Annotated in this window: 17 protein-coding genes and 1 tRNA gene; 13 read left to right on the top strand and 5 right to left on the bottom strand. The window is 65.1% G+C overall.

The features are described 5' to 3' along the window. The first annotated feature begins 50 nt into the window (after positions 1 to 50). From U5914_RS07270 to U5914_RS07260, 3 genes are read left to right on the top strand one after another with little or no spacing between them, the layout of a single operon-like run. The gene (locus U5914_RS07270) at positions 51 to 1,574 is read left to right on the top strand and encodes a COG1361 family protein (protein ID WP_336135087.1); all 1,524 of its coding nucleotides are present in this window, start codon (positions 51 to 53) and stop codon (positions 1,572 to 1,574) included. Continuing rightward, positions 1,571 to 2,308 (top strand): ABC transporter ATP-binding protein, encoded by a 738-nt coding sequence (locus U5914_RS07265; RefSeq protein ID WP_336135086.1) that lies wholly within the window; start codon positions 1,571 to 1,573, stop codon positions 2,306 to 2,308. Before U5914_RS07270 ends, U5914_RS07265 begins: the two co-directional genes overlap by 4 nt. Further along, positions 2,305 to 3,447: an ABC transporter permease gene (locus tag U5914_RS07260; RefSeq protein WP_336135085.1), complete on the top strand. Its 1,143-nt coding sequence runs from the start codon at positions 2,305 to 2,307 to the stop codon at positions 3,445 to 3,447. Before U5914_RS07265 ends, U5914_RS07260 begins: the two co-directional genes overlap by 4 nt. A gap of 1 nt (position 3,448) precedes the next feature. On the opposite strand, the gene U5914_RS07255 is transcribed toward U5914_RS07260, so the two are convergent. The 3 genes from U5914_RS07255 to U5914_RS07245 form a co-directional block, all read right to left on the bottom strand. After that, positions 3,449 to 3,895 (bottom strand): pyridoxamine 5'-phosphate oxidase family protein, encoded by a 447-nt coding sequence (locus U5914_RS07255; RefSeq protein WP_336135084.1) that lies wholly within the window; start codon positions 3,893 to 3,895, stop codon positions 3,449 to 3,451. Positions 3,896 to 3,948: 53 nt separating this feature from the next. Further along, the gene (locus tag U5914_RS07250) at positions 3,949 to 4,368 is read right to left on the bottom strand and encodes a group I intron-associated PD-(D/E)XK endonuclease (RefSeq protein ID WP_336135083.1); all 420 of its coding nucleotides are present in this window, start codon (positions 4,366 to 4,368) and stop codon (positions 3,949 to 3,951) included. A 159-nt stretch (positions 4,369 to 4,527) separates the two neighbouring features. Further along, positions 4,528 to 4,600, bottom strand: a tRNA-Asp gene (locus U5914_RS07245). Positions 4,601 to 4,885: 285 nt separating this feature from the next. Between U5914_RS07245 and U5914_RS07240 the strand changes: the two genes are divergently transcribed. The 6 genes from U5914_RS07240 to U5914_RS07215 are packed head-to-tail and all read left to right on the top strand — an operon-like array spanning position 4,886 to position 13,125. Further along, positions 4,886 to 5,116: a DNA-directed RNA polymerase subunit H gene (locus U5914_RS07240; RefSeq protein WP_178289730.1), complete on the top strand. Its 231-nt coding sequence runs from the start codon at positions 4,886 to 4,888 to the stop codon at positions 5,114 to 5,116. Continuing rightward, a complete protein-coding gene (locus tag U5914_RS07235) occupies positions 5,113 to 6,678 on the top strand; it encodes a DNA-directed RNA polymerase subunit B'' (protein ID WP_336135082.1) in 1,566 nt (521 codons plus the stop codon). The genes U5914_RS07240 and U5914_RS07235 overlap by 4 nt, the downstream gene beginning before the upstream one ends. 1 nt (position 6,679) lies before the next feature. Further along, entirely contained in the window at positions 6,680 to 8,506 is a 1,827-nt protein-coding gene (rpoB, locus tag U5914_RS07230) for a DNA-directed RNA polymerase subunit B (RefSeq protein ID WP_336135081.1), read from the top strand. Further along, positions 8,503 to 11,460 carry a DNA-directed RNA polymerase subunit A' gene (locus U5914_RS07225; RefSeq protein ID WP_336135229.1) on the top strand — a complete coding sequence of 986 codons (2,958 nt, stop codon included), beginning with the start codon at positions 8,503 to 8,505 and terminating at the stop codon, positions 11,458 to 11,460. Before rpoB ends, U5914_RS07225 begins: the two co-directional genes overlap by 4 nt. After that, a complete protein-coding gene (gene rpoA2 / locus U5914_RS07220) occupies positions 11,453 to 12,658 on the top strand; it encodes a DNA-directed RNA polymerase subunit A'' (RefSeq protein ID WP_336135080.1) in 1,206 nt (401 codons plus the stop codon). The genes U5914_RS07225 and rpoA2 overlap by 8 nt, the downstream gene beginning before the upstream one ends. A gap of 41 nt (positions 12,659 to 12,699) precedes the next feature. Further along, on the top strand, positions 12,700 to 13,125 hold the full coding sequence (locus tag U5914_RS07215; RefSeq protein ID WP_336135079.1) for a NusA-like transcription termination signal-binding factor: 426 nt from the start codon (positions 12,700 to 12,702) through the stop codon (positions 13,123 to 13,125). A gap of 306 nt (positions 13,126 to 13,431) precedes the next feature. Here the strand turns inward: U5914_RS07215 and U5914_RS07210 are convergent, their stop codons facing one another. Further along, positions 13,432 to 13,752, bottom strand: coding sequence for a hypothetical protein (locus U5914_RS07210; protein WP_336135078.1), 321 nt, complete (start codon positions 13,750 to 13,752; stop codon positions 13,432 to 13,434). 192 nt (positions 13,753 to 13,944) lie between these two features. Here U5914_RS07210 and U5914_RS07205 point away from each other — a divergent pair, with 192 nt between their 5' ends. From U5914_RS07205 to U5914_RS07190, 4 genes are all read left to right on the top strand, one after another. Further along, entirely contained in the window at positions 13,945 to 14,373 is a 429-nt protein-coding gene (locus U5914_RS07205; protein WP_336135077.1) for a 30S ribosomal protein S12, read from the top strand. Beyond that, positions 14,373 to 14,984: a 30S ribosomal protein S7 gene (locus tag U5914_RS07200; protein WP_336135076.1), complete on the top strand. Its 612-nt coding sequence runs from the start codon at positions 14,373 to 14,375 to the stop codon at positions 14,982 to 14,984. The genes U5914_RS07205 and U5914_RS07200 overlap by 1 nt, the downstream gene beginning before the upstream one ends. An 82-nt stretch (positions 14,985 to 15,066) precedes the next feature. Then, positions 15,067 to 16,413 (top strand): PQQ-dependent sugar dehydrogenase, encoded by a 1,347-nt coding sequence (locus tag U5914_RS07195; RefSeq protein ID WP_336135075.1) that lies wholly within the window; start codon positions 15,067 to 15,069, stop codon positions 16,411 to 16,413. A 127-nt stretch (positions 16,414 to 16,540) separates the two neighbouring features. After that, positions 16,541 to 17,128 (top strand): FAD-dependent oxidoreductase, encoded by a 588-nt coding sequence (locus U5914_RS07190; RefSeq protein WP_336135074.1) that lies wholly within the window; start codon positions 16,541 to 16,543, stop codon positions 17,126 to 17,128. A 137-nt stretch (positions 17,129 to 17,265) separates the two neighbouring features. Here the strand turns inward: U5914_RS07190 and U5914_RS07185 are convergent, their stop codons facing one another. Then, positions 17,266 to 18,018: a DUF5781 family protein gene (locus tag U5914_RS07185; RefSeq protein WP_336135073.1), complete on the bottom strand. Its 753-nt coding sequence runs from the start codon at positions 18,016 to 18,018 to the stop codon at positions 17,266 to 17,268. Between the last annotated feature and the right edge of the window lie 220 nt (positions 18,019 to 18,238).

Raw genomic sequence — 18,238 nt, 5'->3', positions numbered from 1 at the left:
AGCGTGGCCCGCGGCAGGTATTTGGCCGTCCGACCCTTTGGTATGGTATCGTGCGCCGCGCCTCCGTGATTATCGTGGCCGTCGCGTTCTGCCTCTCGCTCGTCGCACCGACAGTCGCCGGTGTCCCCGACGCCCGGTTGACCGTCGACGACGCGACGGTCGCTCCCGACCGACCCACGACCGACGAACCGACGACCGTCACCGCCGACGTCTCCCTCTCGGCCGGGTCGAACTCCCCCGTCGAACTCGACCGAGTCGTCCTTCAGGACGATTCGGGTGACCGCCTCGCGGCCGCCTCGAATCCGGGGTCGCTGTCGCCCGGCGATAGCCTCACCGTCGACCTTGTAACCGAGTTCGCCGACGCGGGCCGACACGACCTCACGCTGGTCGCCAGGGGAACCGACAGCGACGGCGCGAGGGTCACCGTCGAACGCCCCGTCACCGTCGTCGTCGAGGATTCGCCGCCCGGCATAAGCATCGACGCCGCCCTCGTCGAGGGCGTCCGCTCGCCCGTCGAGGTGACCGTCGCCAACCCCGCTGTCGACGCGGTACGCAACGTCGAGGTCGCCGTCATCCGAGACTCCGCGACCGACGACCGGGCCTTCGTTCCCACGCTCGCGGCCGGCGCCGAGGAGACGCTGAACCTCTCGGCGCGGCCGACCAGCACCAACGACAGCATCGCCGTTCGCGTCTCGTATACCACCGTAACGGGCGACCGACAGACGACCGTCCGCCGGGAGAACCTCCGCATCGAACCGCTCCGTGACGACGTCGGTATCGACGTTCGGCCGGCCGACGACCAGACGGTCGATGCCGGTGGCGGCGCCGGCGGCCTCGGCGACCTCGTCGGCGGCGGTGGCGGCGGTCTCCAACAGGGGGACGGCGAAGAGGAGGGCCCCCCGACCGAGGTCGAGGTGGCCGTCACCAACTTCGGCAACGCGGCCATCGAGGAGGCCGTCGTCGAACCGTCGGCCGACCAGGCCCTGCCCCGGCAGTTCGTCGGCGGCCTCGAACCCGGTGAGACCGAGACGGTGACGCTGGACCTCTCGAACGTCCCGCCCGCGGACCTCGAGGTCGCCGTCACCTACCGACTCGACCGCGAGCAGCGCCGGTCGACGACGACCTACGCCCACCGCCCCGAAACGGCCGCCATCACGCTCACCGGCGTCGACATGGAGCGCGAGGACGGCCGCCTGCAAATCTCCGGGAACGCGGGCAACACCGGCGACGCCGAGGTGACTGGTGTCGTCGTCGCCGTCGGCGAGGCTGAAGGCATCACGCCGGCCTACCCACAGCGCGACTACTTCATCGGCACCGTCGACGGCAGCGAGTTCGCCCCCTTCGAGTTGACCGCGGCCGTCACCGAGAACGCCTCGACGGTTCCCGTCGAGGTGACCTACCGCGTCGACGGCGAGCCACGAACCGAGCAGGTCGACCTCCCGGTCGAAGCCGACGGCGAGAACGAACGCGGCGGCTTCTTCGGGACGCTCTCACCGCTCGTAGTCGGCGGCGCCCTCGGCGTATCGGTGCTGGTCGGCGGGGCGTTGCTCGTCCCCCTCTATCGAAGACGATGACCGGGCCGAACGTACCCGAAGCCGTCGCGGAGAGCCAAACGGCCGAGACGAAGACGGGCGCTGATGCCCCGCCGCTTCAACTCCGCGGCGTCGACCGCATCTACGAGCGCGGCGGCGAAACGGTCCGCGCCCTGCAGGACGTCGACCTGACGGTTCGGGCCGGCGAGTTCGTCGCCGTCGTCGGCCCCTCCGGGTCCGGTAAATCGACGATGCTCAACACCCTCGGCCTGCTTGATACGCCGACCAGCGGCGACGTCTTTCTGGACGGCGACGAGGTGTCGGACCTCGACGACGAGGCCCGCACCCGCCTCCGCAAGGAGTACATCGGCTTCATCTTCCAGGATTTCTATCTCCTCCCGACGCTGACGGCGCTGGAGAACGTCCTCCTGCCGACCGTCTACGACGCCGACCGCGAGGCGACCGACCGGGGTCGCGGACTGCTCCAGCGGGTCGGCCTCGGCGACCGCATCACCCACCGGCCGACCGAACTCTCCGGCGGGCAGAAACAGCGGGTCGCCATCGCCCGCTCGCTCATCAATAGCCCCGAAGTCCTGCTGGCCGACGAACCGACCGGCAACCTCGATACCGACACCGGCCGGCAGGTCCTCGGCGAGTTCGAGCGTGTCTGTGAGGAGGGCGTCGCCGTCGTCGCCGTCACCCACGACGAACTCGTCACCGAGTACGCCGACCGGACCGTCGAACTCGTCGACGGCCGACTGGAGGACAGGCGATGAGACCGGACTTCTCGGCGTTCCCGGCGGTGTTGATGGCGATTCGGAATCTCGAGCGAAACCGGCTTCGGTCGGTGCTGGCCGCGCTCGGCATCGTCATCGGCGTCCTCGCCATCGCGACGCTGGGCATCTTCGGCAACGTCCTCCAGTTGGCGGCGGTCGAGTCGCTGGGCGGCCTCGGCAACCAGGTCATCGTCTCGCCGGCCGAGGACGGGGGCGGCGAATCGCTGACCGCCCGCGACATCGCCGAAATCGAGCGGGCGACCGAGGGCCGCGGCACCGCCGTCCCGATACTGACGAACGGTGCCTCGGTCGAGGGAACCGGGGGCGCGAGCGGGTTCGCCACCATCTACGGGACCGACCAACCGGCCGAACTCTTCTCGGCGGAAGCCGGGCGGATGCCCGAACGCCACAGACAGGGCGCGCTCGTCGGCAGTTCGCTGGCCGACGAACTCGGCGTACAGGTCGGCAGCGTCGTCGAGATATCGGGCAACTCCTATCGCGTCATCGCCATCCTCGCGCCGGGCGAGGACATCTCGCCGATTCAGCCCGACGACGCGGTCGTCCTCCCCGAATCGGCCTTCACAAGCGACGACTACGACCAGGTCGTCATCCGCGCGGACTCCAGCGCGGACGCCCGCGACGTCGCCACCGACCTCCGCGACCGCCTCAACGCCCGCGAAGACCGCGTCTCTATCTTCGAACTCTCCAGTATCCTCGACCGCATCGACGAGTTCTTCGGCCTCCTGAACCAGTTCCTCATCGGCCTCGGCGCCGTCTCTCTCATCGTCGCCGGCGTCGCCATCTTCAACGTCATGCTGATGAGCACGACCGAACGGAAAGGCGAAATCGGCCTCCTCCGGGCGGTCGGCGTCCAGAAACGCGATATCCTCCGGACGCTCGTCGTCGAGGCGACCCTGCTCGGCGTCATCGGCGGGTTCGTCGGCGTCCTGCTGAGCATCGCCGCGGCGCTGCTGTTGTGGTACGTCGCGCCTATCTCGCTGAGCATCATCCTCGCCCCATCGAACGGCCTCTATCTGGTCGTTGCCTTCGGGTTCGGGGTCGTCATCAGCCTCGCCAGCGGCCTCTATCCGGCGTGGAAGGCCGCCAACCTCGAACCCGTCGAGGCGCTGCGGGACTGATTCACACGTCCTTCATCCGCTCGGAGAAATCCCACGTGTAGAGCCGCTCCGGCTCGATTCGAAGTCGGACCTCCTTCCGGCCCTCCACGAGCAGTTTGTCGGCCAGGGAGTTGTCCGTCCCGCCCAGATACCGTTCGAACAGCTCGTGGAGGAGTTCCTTCTCGGGGTCCGGTTCGATGCTCACGGTTCCCGCGCCACGCACGCCCCGATAGGGCGGGTCGTTGTCCGATATCTCGAAGGCGACCGACCCGTCGGCTTCGAGGTACTCGACGATGTCGGCGTCCGCGCCCGTCGCACACAGGAACTCGCCGTCCCGATAGGCGAACCACAGCGAGAGCATCCACAACCCGCCGTTGGGTCGGTTGCACGCGAGCCGAATCGGAACCGTCGCGTCTTCCAGATACGCCGTCGCCTCGGCGGCCGACCACGCGCCCTTCCAGGTTGGCATACGTACTATCTGTCTTCCTGTCGCTAAGTAGTTCGTCTTTAGGAGAGAATCTCTTATCCCGGCGGAATACTCTCGCCGAGTTCGTAGTCTTCCGCCCAGTTGATCGAGGGATGGTCGATTTCGGCTTCGAATCGGAGCTCCATCTTCTGCTCGGTGGCGTCAGCTACATCAACCCAGTAGAGCTGCTCGGTTTCCGGGTAGCGGACGACGAACGCGTCGATTTCCCCGTGATACGTCTCCTCGAAATACTCGCCCTGGTTCGTCGTCTGACTATGTGTATTGAATCGAATGGTATTCGGCTTGTTCTGCCAAGCGGTCTTGCATTGGATTCGGTACAGCTGACCGTCGATGTCCGCTATCAGGTCGTACTTATCGTTGTCCCCGAATGGGATTGCAACGCTACACTCTCTGGAGATTAGCGCGTGAATTACCTTCGATTCGCTTTCGTCACCCCGTCGTTTGCTGTTCTCCATCCTGTGCCCGGTTGCCGCTGGATGACGTATAGGTCTGTGGAGGGAACGCAGAACTGGCGGAGCCGCCTACTGAATACGAGAGAGCACCACGCGGCCGTCCGTTAGTGTACCGGCTTACCGGCTGAACTAGCCACTGTGGATGTAATCCGTCGGAGAAAGCGCCCGAGGCGGGATTTGAACCCGCGTCACAACCGTGACAGGGTTGTATGATGGGCCACTACACCACCCGGGCTCCCTGCACTCACTCGTAACCGGGTTTTGACCTTAAGGCTTTCCAATGGACGGCGCCGAGGTGTGGGCTCACACACCGCCCGCTTCGATGCCGGCTTGACGGCCGTCGCTCTCGCCCGAGGATTTTTGATAACTGCTGTCCAAGGGGAGGCAACGAGCAGTTACGTGCCGCCGGAGTCGCGGTACGGGTAGCCCCGGCCGTCGGATTTGGCAACTGTTAAATCCCTCGCGACAGTAGCACGCTGTAGTATCTCGTGACAGCTTCTTCACCCGGCCAGCCCAACACATGGTAGACGTAAGCCAACACAACCTGGTTCCGGAGCACACGGTCCTCGAGGAAGACGAAGTCGAGGAGGTGCTCGCGGAGTACGACATCGACCGCACAGACCTGCCGAAAATCGAGCGTCGCGACCCTGCCCTGCCGAGCGAGGCGGAGGTCGGCGACGTGCTTAAAATCGTCCGTGACTCGCGGACGGCACCGAACGAAGCCGTCGTATATCGACTGGTGGTAGAATGAACAGGCAAGACCGACGTTCGATCTCCCGGGAGTACTTCTCGCGGGACCGACTCGCAGAGCACCACTTCCGCTCGTTCAACAACTTCCTCGACCGGGGGATGCAGGACGTTGTTGACGAGAAGGAAAGCATCGACACGGACATCGGCGACAAGGAAGGCCAAGAGCCGGTTCGCGTCGACCTCGGGAACGTCCGCATCGTGACCCCGCGCGTCCGCGAGGCCGACGGCTCCGAAGAACTCCTCTATCCGCAGGAGGCCCGCCTCCGCAACATCACCTACTCGGCGCCGGTGTTCATGGAGATGAGCATCGTCCGCGGCGGCGACGAGGAAGAGGAACACATCGTCGACCAGGCCGAGACGAAGGTCGGCCGGATGCCGATCATGGTCGGCTCCAACAAGTGTAACATCGCCGACTTCACCGACGACGAACTCATCGAAATCGGCGAGGACCCCGCCGACCCCGGTGGCTACTTCATCGTCAACGGCTCCGAGCGCGTCCTGATGACCAGCGAGGACCTCGCGCCGAACAAGATCCTCGCCGAATACGACACCAAATACGGCGACCAGATCCAGATCGCCAAGACGTTCTCTCAGCGCCGTGGCTACCGCGCGCTGGTGCTGTGTGAGCGGAACCGCAGCGGGATTCTGGAGGTCTCCTTCCCGTCGGTTTCCGGTTCTATCAACTTCGTAACGCTCGTTCGCGCACTGGGTCTGGAATCCGACGAGGAGATCGTCCACCGCGTCTCCGACGACCCGGAGATCGTGAAGTTCATGCTCGAAAATCTGGAGGAAGCCGAGGTTCAGTCGACCGCCGAGGCCATCGAGAAACTGGGCCAGCGCGTCGCCTCCGGGCAGGGCAAGAACTACCAGCTCAAGCGGGCCAACTACGTCATCGACCGCTATCTCCTCCCGCACCTCCACGAGGAAGGCGTCGAAGACGAGGAGGTCCGCATGAACAAGGCGGTCTACCTCTGTCGGATGGCCGAGGCGTGTTTCGAGCTGGCGCTCGAACGCCGCGAATCCGACGACAAGGACCACTACGCCAACAAGCGCCTGAAGGTATCGGGCGACCTGATGAAGGACCTCTTCCGGACGGCGCTGAACAAGCTGGCACGCGACGTGAAGTACCAGCTCGAACGCGCCAACATGCGGAACCGACAGCTGTCGGTCAACACCGTCGTTCGGTCGGACGTCCTGACCGAGCGGCTCGAACACCCTATCGCGACCGGGAACTGGGTGGGCGGCCGCTCCGGCGTGAGCCAGCTGGTCGACCGGACGGACTACATGGGTGTGCTGTCGCACCTGCGCCGTCTCCGGTCGCCGCTTAGCCGCTCGCAGCCGCACTTCGAGGCGCGTGACCTGCACGCGACCCAGTGGGGTCGTATCTGTCCCTCCGAGACGCCGGAGGGGCCGAACTGTGGGCTGGTGAAGAACTTCGCACAGGCGATGGAACTGTCCCAGAACGTCGACGACGAGCGCGAGTTGAAACGCGAACTCGCCTCGATGGGCGTCGAGGGCATTCCGGGAATCGAGACGGTCGAAACACACACGGCGGACGACTAACATGAGTCAGGGAAGAGAAGCCAAAGTCTACGTAAACGGGAGCCTCATCGGCACCCATCCGGACCCGCACAAACTCGCAGACGACATCCGAGAGTCACGGCGTCGCGGCGAAATCGACGAGATGGTCAACGTCGCCGTCCGCGACCGGACCGACGAGGTCATCGTCAACGCCGACGCCGGCCGTGCCCGACGGCCCCTCATCGTCGTCGAGGACGGCGAACCGCTGCTGACCGACGAGGAACTCGAGGCCGTCGAGAGCGGCGAACTCGAATTCGAGGACCTCGTCGACCGCGGCTACGTCGAGTTCATCGACGCCGAGGAGGAAGAGGACATCTACGTCGCCGTCGACGAGGACGAACTCACCGAGGACCACACGCACCTCGAAGTCGACCCGCAGTTGATGTTCGGTATCGGCGCGGGCATGATTCCGTACCCCGAACACAACGCCTCGCCGCGGATTACGATGGGCTCGGGGATGATCAAGCAGTCGCTCGGCCTGCCGTCGGCCAACTACCGTATCCGACCCGACACCCGCCAGCACCTGCTTCACTATCCGCAACTCTCCATCGTCAAGACCCAGACGACCGAACAGATCGGCTACGACGACCGACCGGCCGCACAGAACTTCGTCGTCGCGGTCATGTCCTACGAGGGCTTCAACATCGAGGACGCGCTGGTCATGAACAAAGCCAGCGTCGAGCGTGCGCTCGCGCGGTCGCACTTCTTCCGGACCTACGAGGGCGAGGAACGGCGCTACCCCGGCGGTCAGGAGGACCGCTTCGAGATTCCGGACGACGAGGTCCGGGGCGCTCGTGGCGAGGAAGCCTACACGCACCTCGACGAGGACGGCCTCGTCAACCCCGAAACGCGCGTCGGCGAAAACGACGTGCTGCTGGGCAAGACCAGCCCGCCTCGGTTCCTCGAAGAGCCGGAGGAGATGGGCGGTCTCTCCCCGCAGAAGCGGCGTGAGACGTCGGTGACGATGCGCTCCGGTGAGTCCGGGGTCGTCGACACCGTCACGCTGATGGAAGGGGAGGACGGCTCGAAGCTCTCGAAGGTCAAGGTCCGCGACGAGCGGGTGCCGGAACTCGGCGACAAGTTCGCCTCCCGGCACGGCCAGAAGGGTGTCGTCGGCCACCTCGCACCGCAGGAGGACATGCCCTTTACGCAGGACGGGGTCGTGCCCGACCTCATCCTGAACCCCCACGCGCTGCCGTCGCGGATGACGGTGGGCCACATCCTGGAGATGCTCGGCGGCAAGGTCGGCTCGATGGAGGGCCGCCGTGTCGACGGGACGCCGTTCCAGGGCGAAGACGAGGACGAACTCCGCGAGGCCCTCGTCGAGCGCGGCTACAAGTCCAACGGCAAGGAGGTCATGTACTCGGGCATCACTGGCGAGCAGATCGAGGCCGAGATCTTCGTCGGCGTCATCTTCTACCAGAAGCTCTACCACATGGTCTCGAACAAGCTGCACGCCCGCTCGCGCGGGCCGGTGCAGGTGCTGACCCGCCAGCCCACCGAGGGGCGTGCCCGTGAGGGTGGCCTCCGTATCGGTGAGATGGAACGTGACGTCTTCATCGGCCACGGCGCGGCCATGACGCTCAAAGAGCGCCTGCTGGACGAATCCGACCGCGAACTCATCCACGTCTGTGGGCAGTGTGGGATGAGCGCCGTCGAGAACGTCGAGCAGCGCCGGGTCTACTGTCCGAACTGTGACGAGGAGACCGACGTCCACGAAGTCGAGATGAGTTACGCGTTCAAGCTCCTGCTCGACGAGATGAAGGCGCTGGGTATCGCCCCGCGGATCGAACTGGAGGACGCAGTATAATGCAAGGACAAGCCCCAAAAGAAATCGGCCAGCTCAGTTTCGGCCTCATGGACCCCGAGGAGTACCGTGACATGTCGGCCACGAAGGTCATCACGGCCGACACATACGACGACGACGGCTTCCCCATCGACATGGGGCTGATGGACCCCCGACTGGGCGTCATCGACCCCGGCCTCGAATGTAAGACCTGCGGGAAGCACTCGGGTTCCTGTAACGGCCACTTCGGCCACATCGAACTCGCGGCGCCCGTCATCCACGTCGGCTTCGCGAAGCTCATCCGTCGCCTGCTTCGCGGCACCTGTCGTGAATGCTCGCGGCTCTGTCTGACCGAGGACGAGCAGGCGGAGTTCCGCGACCGGCTCGACCGGACCCGCCAGCTCGGCGAGGACCTCAACGACGTGACGAAGGCGGCCATCCGCCTCGCGCGGAAGAAGGACCGCTGTCCGCACTGCGGCGAAAAGCAGTTCGACATCAACCACGAGAAGCCGACGACCTACTACGAGGTCCAGCAGGTGCTCTCGTCGGATTACCCCGAGCGTATCGCCGCCGCGATGGAAGGTCGCGACCCCGACGCCGAGGAGGGCGAGGAAGACGAGGACCGCGAACCGGTCTCGCCGAACGAACTCTCCGAGGAGACGGGCATCGAACTCGAACGCATCAACCAGATTCTCTCTGGAGAGTTCCGGCCCAAGAAGGACGACCGGAAGGCCCTCGAGAAGGCCCTCGACGTCGACCTGACCGAGGAGGACATGAACAAGCTGATGCCCTCGGACATCCGCGACTGGTTCGAGGACATCCCGGACGAGGACATGCGCACGCTCGGCATCGACGCCGAGAAGTCCCGTCCCGAGTGGATCATCCTGACGGTGCTCCCGGTCCCGCCGGTAACGGCTCGCCCGTCGATTACGCTGGACAACGGCCAGCGGAGCGAGGACGACCTCACTCACAAGCTGGTCGACATCATCCGCATCAACCAGCGGTTCATGGAGAACCGCGAGGCGGGTGCGCCCCAGCTGATTATCGAGGACCTCTGGGAACTGCTCCAGTACCACGTCACGACGTTCATGGACAACGAGATCTCGGGCACGCCGCCGGCCCGGCACCGCTCTGGCCGGCCGCTCAAGACCCTCAGCCAGCGGCTGAAGGGCAAGGAAGGACGCTTCCGTGGTAGTCTCTCCGGCAAGCGTGTCAACTTCTCGGCCCGAACCGTCATCTCGCCGGACCCGACGCTGTCGCTAAACGAGGTCGGCGTCCCCGACCGCGTCGCCAGCGAGATGACCCAGACGATGATCGTCAACGACCGGAACCTCGACGACGCTCGTCGCTACGTCGCCAACGGCCCCGAATCGCATCCGGGCGCCAACTACGTCAAGCGACCCGACGGCCGACGGCTGAAGGTCACCGAGAAGAACTGCGAGGAACTCGCCGAGAAGATCGAACCCGGCTGGGAGGTCGCCCGACACCTCATCGACGGCGACATCATCATCTTCAACCGGCAGCCCTCGCTGCACCGGATGTCCATCATGGCCCACGAAGTGGTCGTGATGCCGTACAAAACGTTCCGGCTGAACACGACGGTCTGTCCGCCGTACAACGCCGACTTCGACGGCGACGAGATGAACATGCACGCCCTCCAGAACGAGGAGGCCCGTGCCGAGGCGCGCGTCCTGATGCGCGTCCAAGAGCAGATCCTCAGCCCGCGCTTCGGTGAGAACATCATCGGCGCGATTCAGGACCACATCTCGGGGCTCTACCTGCTGACCAACCAGAACCCCAAGTTCAACGAGACACAGGCGCTGGACCTGCTCCGTGCGACCAGCATCGACGAACTCCCCGACTCTGACGGCACCGACGAGGAGGGCAAGGAGTACTGGTCCGGTCGGACGGTCTTCTCCGAGTTGCTGCCGGACGGACTGAACCTCGAGTTCACGTCCTCGGCCGGTGACACGGTGCTCATCGAGGACGGCGAACTCGTCTCCGGGACCATCGACGAGGACGCCGCCGGTGCCTTCGGCGGCGAGGTCGTCGACACCATCTGTAAGGTCTACGGCAACACGCGAGCACGCGTGTTCGTCAACGAGGTCGCCACGCTGGCGATGCGTTCCATCATGCACTTCGGGTTCTCGATCGGTATCGACGACGAATCCATCGAGCGGGAGGCCGAAGAGCAGATCGCCGAGGCCATCGACGGCGCCTACGACCGCGTCCAGAAGCTCATCCAGACCTACCACGACGGCGAACTCGAATCGCTGCCGGGGCGGACGGTCGACGAGACCCTGGAGATGAAGATTATGCAGACGCTCGGCAAGGCCCGCGACTCCGCGGGTGACATCGCCGACGACCACTTCGACGACGACAACCCCGCCGTCGTCATGGCCGAATCCGGCGCGCGTGGGTCGATGCTGAACCTCACGCAGATGGCCGGCTGTGTCGGCCAGCAGGCGGTCCGCGGCGAGCGCATCAACCGCGGTTACGAGGACCGCACCCTCAGCCACTTCAAGCGCAACGACCTCTCGGCTGACGCCCACGGATTCGTCGAGAACTCCTACCGCAACGGCCTGACGCCCAAGGAGTTCTTCTTCCACGCGATGGGCGGCCGCGAGGGCCTCGTCGACACGGCAGTCCGGACCTCCAAGTCCGGCTACCTGCAGCGTCGGCTCATCAACGCGCTGTCGGAACTCGAAGCCCAGTACGACGGCACGGTTCGGGACACCTCCGACACCATCGTCCAGTTCGAGTTCGGCGAGGACGGCACCTCGCCGGTTCGGGTCTCCTCCAGCGAGGAGTTCGACATCGACATCGAGTCCATCACGGACCGCATCGTCGAAGAGGAGTTCGACACCGAACAGGAGAAACAGGAGTTCCTCGGCATCGAGGAACCCGAGACGAACCTCTCGGAGCACGGCGAACGCTGGCGGTCCGACTCCGCCACGGGGGTGGAATCAGATGACTGAGATCACCGCCGAAATCGAAGACATCGTCGAGGGGACCGACCTGCCTCGACGCCTGAAGGACGAACTGTACGCGACGCTCGGGGACCGCAGCGACGTGACCGTCGACCACGCCGAAGACATCGTCGAGGCCGTCGAATCCCAGTACCTCGAATCCCGCGTCGACCCGCTGGACCCCGTCGGTACCGTCTCCGCCCAGTCTATCGGCGAACCCGGAACGCAGATGACGATGAACACGTTCCACTACGCGGGCGTCGCCGAAATCGACGTCACACAGGGCCTGCCCCGGCTTATCGAGTTGGTGGACGCCCGGAAGACGCCCGACACGCCGATGATGACGGTCCACCTCGAAGACGAGTTCGCCGAGGAACGGGACCGCGCCCACGAGGTCGTCTGGAAGATCGAGGCCACGAAGATCCTCGCGCTGGGTGACGTCTCGACGAACGTCGCCGACATGCTCGTCCAGATCGACCTCAACGAGGAGACGCTCGAAGAGCGCTGGCCGACCGTCCCGAACATCAACGAGGTCGCCGGCGAGATCGCCGACACCATCGAGTCCAAGCTCGGCGTCGAGACGGTCCAGCCCGAACCGACGCTCATCGAGTTCGGCCCCGACCAGCCCTCCTACCGCCAGCTCCTCCAGCTCGTCGAGGAACTGCGCGAGATCGTCTTCAAGGGCATCGAGGACATCACCCGCGTCGTTATCCGCAAGGAGGAAACCGAACAGGGCGAGGAGTTCGTCCTCTACACCGAGGGCTCCTCGCTGAAGGACGTCCTCGACATCGAGGGCGTCGACGCCTCGCGGACGACGTGTAACAACATCCACGAGATTCGCAACAACCTCGGCATCGAGGCCGCCCGCGAGGCCATCATCGAGGAGACGATGAACACGCTCGAAGAGCAGGGCCTCGACGACGTGAACATCCGCCACCTGATGCTGGTCGCCGACATCATGACCAACAACGGCGAAATCGAGTCCATCGGCCGACACGGCATCTCCGGCAACAAGGACTCCGTGCTCGCCCGCGCCGCATTCGAGGTCACGGTCAACCACCTGCTGGATGCGGCCATCCACGGCGAGGTCGACGAACTCGACGGCGTCACCGAGAACGTCATCGTCGGCAAGCCCATCAAACTGGGCACCGGCGACGTCGATCTCCGGATGGGCGCCACGCAATCGGTCGAATCCGCCGACGACTAACCCTGCCGAACCAACCCTCGACTCCACACTACCTTCTTCCCATGGCCGTCACGCTAACCGACGAGGCACGACAGTACATCGCGCTGTTCGACGAGGAAACCGACGTGGCGGCCACCGATTGCATCGTCGATGAGGAGTACGACCGCGTCGTCTTCGTCGTCCCGCCAGGCACGATGGGCAAGGCCATCGGCCCCGGCGGCAAACACGTCCAGCAACTCGAAGGGAAAATCGGCCACGACATCGAAATCGTCGAGGGCGCCGACACCGCCGAGGACTTCGTCGCCAATGCGCTGGCACCCGCGGCCGTCTACAACGTCACCATCTCCGAGAACGACACCACGGTCGCCTACGCCGAGGTCGACCGCGACGACGTCGGCGTCGCCATCGGAACTGACGGCCGCAACATCGACCTCGCGCGACGGCTGGCCAAGCGGCATTTCGACGTGGACGAGATTGAACTACCATAGCCACTTTTTGCACGAGAACGCGGGTCGCGGGCGCTTCGGCCCGCGACCCCGGTTCTCGGCAAAAACGTGGGGAAAATATGCGCGACTCGTTCCTGTCGCAGCGCTTCCCTTCGGTCAGCGCTGCGGTAGTCACTCGTCGCTACGGCGGCTCACTTCGTTCGCCGCCGGGTGGTTCGAAAGGCGCGAAGCGCCTTTCGTCATGCCAAAAGAGCGCGTCGCGCTCTTTTGAGCAAACCGCCTCGGGGGCCTTCTTCGAAGGCCCCGCTCGGCGGATGCCGGCTCTGTTGTTTGGTCGGTCAGTTTCGGTTAGGGCAACAGTCGGGCAAGTGCGGCTGCGAGTCGGCCGACGAATGAGTCGGGTCGCTGTTGGGAAAACGCGGTGGGCTCTCCCTTGTGATAGGCGTCGATATCGTCCAGCAGGTCGCCGAGGCGGGAATCCATGTCGCCGAACTCGTTGGTGGCCTTCTGCGGCTCCGATATGGAGCTTTCCGTTATCAGGGCGCTGCCGCAGTCCGGACACTCGAAAAACCGGTTGGCGCCGTCGCTGCCGAGTTCGCGGGCGGCGGCGTGGTCGCAGTCCGGGTCGCCGGCGATGGCGAAGACCCGCGGTTCGCTGCTGGAGGACATCGTACATTGTCATACGTTCGCACGGGAACTAAACCTTCGCGTTGTGGCGCAACGCCGAAAGGCAGTCGTCGGCGGGCGCCGAGACGGTTGCTGTTCGGGGCGTTCGTCCGGATACTGCGCCGTGGTGGTGTCTCACGCCCGCTGTTTCGAAAAGGGATGCTTAAGTAGCTCCGTCGGGAAGCTACTGGCACTATGGCGAACGGCAAATACGCCGCGCGGAAAATCAAGAAGGACCGCCAGAAGCATCGGTGGTCCGACTCGGATTACGCGCGCCGTGCCCGCGGACTCGGCAAGAAGTCCGACCCCCTCGAGGGCGCCCCGCAGGGTCGGGGCATCGTCCTCGAGAAGGTCGGTATCGAAGCAAAGCAGCCCAACTCGGCCATCCGGAAATGCGTCCGGGTGCAGCTCATCAAGAACGGAAAGCAGGTCACCGCCTTCTGTCCCGGTGACGGTGCTATCTCGTTCATCGACGAGCACGACGAGGTCACCATCGCCGGTATCGGCGGTGCCAAGGGTCGTGCGATGGGCGACCTTTCGGGTGTCAACTACAAGGTCGAGAAGGTGAACGGCGTCTCCCTGATCGAACTCGTCCGCGGGAACGCGGAGAAACCGGTCCGATAATGAGTTCGGAAGCTCCCGAACCCGACGCGCCCGCCTCCACCGAGGACGAGCGCGTGTCGGCCAAGCTCTTCGGCGAATGGGACGTCGACGGTATCGAGTATTCGGACCCCTCGACGCGACGGTACATCACCGTCACGCCCATCGCCCACACGATGGGTCGCCACTCGGAAAAGCAGTTCAAGAAGTCGGAGATCTCCATCGTCGAGCGGCTCATCAACCGCCTCATGCAGACCGAGGAGAACACCGGCAAGAAGCAGAAGGCAGCCAGCATCGTGCAGGACGCCTTCGAACTCGTCGCCGAGCGCACCGAGGAGAACCCGGTGCAGGTACTCGTGACGGCCGTCGAGAACGCCGGCCCGCGGGAGGAGACCGTCCGCCTGAAGTACGGTGGCATCTCGGTCCCGAAGGCCGTCGACGTCGCCCCCCAGCGGCGCGTCGACCAGGCCCTGAAGTTCATTGCACAGGGCACGCTCAGCGGGTCGTTCAAGACGACGACGCCCGCCGCCGAGGCGCTGGCCAGCCAGCTCGTCGGCGCGGCCAACTACGACCTGCAGGCCTACCCCATCAGTCAGAAGGAAGAACAGGAACGCGTCGCGGCCGCAGCTCGCTAACCGTTCGTCACCCCTCTCTTTCGTTTTCGCGGACGGACGCTCGAAGCAGCAATCTTTAGCGGCTAGCCCCATAGCAACCGGTATGCGCCCGCGTGCCACCCGACGACGGTTCCTCGCATCCGCCGGAACGGCCGGCACTCTCGCCCTCGCTGGCTGTCTCAATCCCTTCGACGACACCGAGCCGGTCGACTCGGAATACGACCTCTCCGTCGACCACTCCCTCGACGACTGGGACCGACACGACCCCGACTGGTCGGCTCCCGAATCGTCGCCGCTGGAGGCTTCTTTCGGCACCGAGACGATAATCGAGGGGCTCGAGGTCCCGTGGGACATCGAGTTCGCCCCCGACGGCGAGGTGTTCATCTCCGAGCGCGTCGGCCGCATCAGCCACTACAGCGCCGGCGAACTGGAGGCCGTTGCGGAACCCGACGCCGTCATCGACCACGCCGCCGCCATCGAAACCGACGAGGAGGGCGGCTGGTGGGCCGGCGGCAGCGAGGGCGGCCTGCTCGGTATCGCGCTCCATCCGAACTATCCCGAGGTGCCCGTCCTCTATGCGTTCTACACCTATCAGGCGGGCGAGGAGGACTACCGAAACCGGCTGGTCCTCTACGACATGGACAACGGCAACGAGGAGACGGTCGTCGTCGACGATATCCCGGGCCACCGCAACATCCACAACGGCTCTCGGCTGGCCTTCGGCCCGCGGAACTACCTGTGGGTGACCACGGGCGATGCGAACATCGAGTCGGGGCCACAGGACACCGGCAGTCTCGCGGGCAAAATTCTCCGCCTCGAACCGGACGGGACCGCCCCCGACGGCAACCCCGGCTTCGAGGCGCCCCGCGTCTACAGCTACGGCCACCGGAACCCGCAGGGCATCTCGTTTCTGCCGGACGCGACGCCCATCGCCCCCGAACACGGGCCGTCGCCGGGCCGCGACGAGGTCAACCTCGTCGAGTCCGGCGGCAACTACGGCTGGCCGTCGGTTCGTGGCGGTCCGGACGACAGCGAATACGAGTCCTACGCCGCCCACGACGATGTCGTGAACCCGCTCGTCAACACCGGTCCCGACGTGACGTGGGCGCCCTGTGGCGGCGTCTTCTACACCGGCGAGTCGGTACCGGCCCTGCGGAACCGCTTCGTCACGGGCGGCCTCATCTCCCAGCGCATCAACGTCGTCACGGTCTTCGACGGCGAGGCCCCCGACATCGGTGGCCGGCGATTCGAGGCCGACTGGCACCATCCCGCGTACGACGCCGTCGCTCACCCGCTCTTCGAGGACGAATTCGGCCGGATTCGACACGTCGAACAGGGGCCGGACGGTGGCCTCTATGCGCTCACGTCGAACCGAGACGGCCGCGCCTCCGACGCGTTCCCGAAGGAGGGCGACGACCGACTGGTGCGCATCGTTCAGGAATCGTCGTAGACTGGCCGGTCGAGATACCTGTGTCACCGCTGTGGGTGCCGGTTCTCGAGGAATACCGTCCGGACGGATGTCGTCGGCTTCCGGGTTCCGTCCCCTTTTGTCGTTAGAGGCACTATACTAGTTAGCTATGGCTACTGTAAACGTCGTCGGCGGCGGTCCTGCTGGTCTCAGTACAGCGCTGTTCACCGCGAAGAACGGGCTCGACACCACGGTCTTCGATACCGACGAGACGTGGATGCACAAGGCGCACCTGTTCAACTATCCCGGTATCGGGTCGATAGACGGGTCCGCGTATATGGAGACGCTCCGAGACCAGGTCGACGAGTTCGGCGTCGACCGACGGCAAGGGACGGGCGTGACGGCCGTCGAATCGACGGCTGACGGCTTCACCCTCTCGACCGACGACGGCCAATCGACCGCGACGTACGTCGTTCTCGCGACCGGCGCCGACCGCGATTTGGCCGAGGAACTCGGCTGTACGCTCACCGACGAGGGCGTCGTCGACGTGGACGTGACGATGGAAACCTCGGTCGAGAACGCCTACGCGACCGGGGCGATGGTGCGCGCCGAGGAGTGGCAAGCCGTGATTTCGGCCGGGGACGGGGCCGCTGCCGCGCTGAATATCCTCTCGAAGGAGAAGGGCGAACACTTCCACGACTTCGATACGCCGGCGGACGCGGAGGAACTCTTCGGGTCGCTCGTCGATACCGCCTAACTCCGCCCTGTCTTATTCGGCACGAACTCACCTCGAACGGTCGATTTCAGTTCGGCTGCCGTCTCGTGTGAGACGTGCGCGCCATCCGTATGTTTCTGGACGAGGAATGGACGTGAACACGAATCCGACTACACGTGTTAGTCGGCGGCCTGCCGGCCGTCGATGGCGTACTCGCGGGTCACGTCCACTAGCGCCTGCCGGTACTCCGACTCGTCGGGGTCCCGTCGTAGCGACTGGAAGTGGTTTTTGAACGCCGCGAGGGAGACGCCGGGGGCGTCGGCCGCGGCGGCGTCGGCGAGGTCGTAGAGCCGGTGGTCCCGCTCGATGGCGTCGTGTCGCTCCAAGAGTGCGAGCGCGAAGGCGGCGTTGACAGCCGTGATTTCGGGGTCGGCGGCCTCCGTCCAGCGCTCCCAGTCGCCGGGCGCGGCCGGCGGGGAATCGGCGACGGCGCTGGCGAGCGACGACTCCATGAAGGCGACCAGTTTCTCGGTCGGCCCGATGTCGAGGGTGATGTCGTCGGCGTAGATGTCCTTCATGTGGTTGGCGATCTGATAGCAGTGGGCCAGTTTCCGCCGCTCGACGCTCTTGCCGGCCAACGCGAGGAAGAGGGCCTCCTCGGTCGACTGGACGTGCGAGGGGTGTTCCTCCTCGTAGCGAGCCATGTGGGCGAACTCGTGGAGTGCGAGTTCCCGTGCCATCGCCGAGGTGGCGGCCCGCTGGGAGACGAGCAGTTCGTGGTGGTCCTCGTAGTGGCCCGCAACCGTCCGCTCGTCGGGGTTCTCTCGTATCTCGACGTCGACCGGCAGCGTGAGCTCGTACTCCGTCTCGAAGACGTCACGAGCGCTGAGAAACGGCTCCGCCGGCCCACATCCCGTCACGCGAACATCCATGTCATATCTTAACAGGGGCTGTTGCCGTTTGACTCTTACGTATGCCGAAGGAAACGGCCGGTTTCCCCCGGCCGGACACGCGAGCATACCGGCAATCCGACACGGAATTCCGGGGAGTGAACCCGTACCGTGCGGGACGAAACCACGGGGTACGTCCCGAAAACGCCGGTTTTGACCGCGGCAAAACACCGGAAGCCTCGCGCTGCTCGGCCTCCGAGCT

The organism is Natronomonas amylolytica, from assembly GCF_037031205.1.
In the GTDB taxonomy this organism is placed as follows: Archaea; Halobacteriota; Halobacteria; order Halobacteriales; family Haloarculaceae; genus Natronomonas; species Natronomonas amylolytica.
The sequence above is the reverse complement of the archived record's forward strand: the minus strand, read 5'-3'. Positions and strand labels throughout refer to the sequence as shown.

Bases quoted from the DNA above. Each gene is read 5' to 3' on its own strand.
- U5914_RS07200 (WP_336135076.1), top strand. From the start codon at position 14,373: ATGAGTTCGGAAGCTCCCGAACCCGACGCGCCCGCCTCCACCGAGGAC.
- U5914_RS07185 (WP_336135073.1), bottom strand. From the start codon at position 18,018: ATGGATGTTCGCGTGACGGGATGTGGGCCGGCGGAGCCGTTTCTCAGC.
- U5914_RS07260 (WP_336135085.1), top strand. From the start codon at position 2,305: ATGAGACCGGACTTCTCGGCGTTCCCGGCGGTGTTGATGGCGATTCGG.
- U5914_RS07210 (WP_336135078.1), bottom strand. From the start codon at position 13,752: ATGTCCTCCAGCAGCGAACCGCGGGTCTTCGCCATCGCCGGCGACCCG.
- U5914_RS07255 (WP_336135084.1), bottom strand. From the start codon at position 3,895: ATGCCAACCTGGAAGGGCGCGTGGTCGGCCGCCGAGGCGACGGCGTAT.
- U5914_RS07190 (WP_336135074.1), top strand. From the start codon at position 16,541: ATGGCTACTGTAAACGTCGTCGGCGGCGGTCCTGCTGGTCTCAGTACA.
- rpoB (WP_336135081.1), top strand. From the start codon at position 6,680: ATGAGTCAGGGAAGAGAAGCCAAAGTCTACGTAAACGGGAGCCTCATC.
- U5914_RS07265 (WP_336135086.1), top strand. From the start codon at position 1,571: ATGACCGGGCCGAACGTACCCGAAGCCGTCGCGGAGAGCCAAACGGCC.
- U5914_RS07240 (WP_178289730.1), top strand. From the start codon at position 4,886: ATGGTAGACGTAAGCCAACACAACCTGGTTCCGGAGCACACGGTCCTC.
- U5914_RS07215 (WP_336135079.1), top strand. From the start codon at position 12,700: ATGGCCGTCACGCTAACCGACGAGGCACGACAGTACATCGCGCTGTTC.
- U5914_RS07250 (WP_336135083.1), bottom strand. From the start codon at position 4,368: ATGGAGAACAGCAAACGACGGGGTGACGAAAGCGAATCGAAGGTAATT.
- U5914_RS07195 (WP_336135075.1), top strand. From the start codon at position 15,067: ATGCGCCCGCGTGCCACCCGACGACGGTTCCTCGCATCCGCCGGAACG.
- rpoA2 (WP_336135080.1), top strand. From the start codon at position 11,453: ATGACTGAGATCACCGCCGAAATCGAAGACATCGTCGAGGGGACCGAC.
- U5914_RS07235 (WP_336135082.1), top strand. From the start codon at position 5,113: ATGAACAGGCAAGACCGACGTTCGATCTCCCGGGAGTACTTCTCGCGG.
- U5914_RS07205 (WP_336135077.1), top strand. From the start codon at position 13,945: ATGGCGAACGGCAAATACGCCGCGCGGAAAATCAAGAAGGACCGCCAG.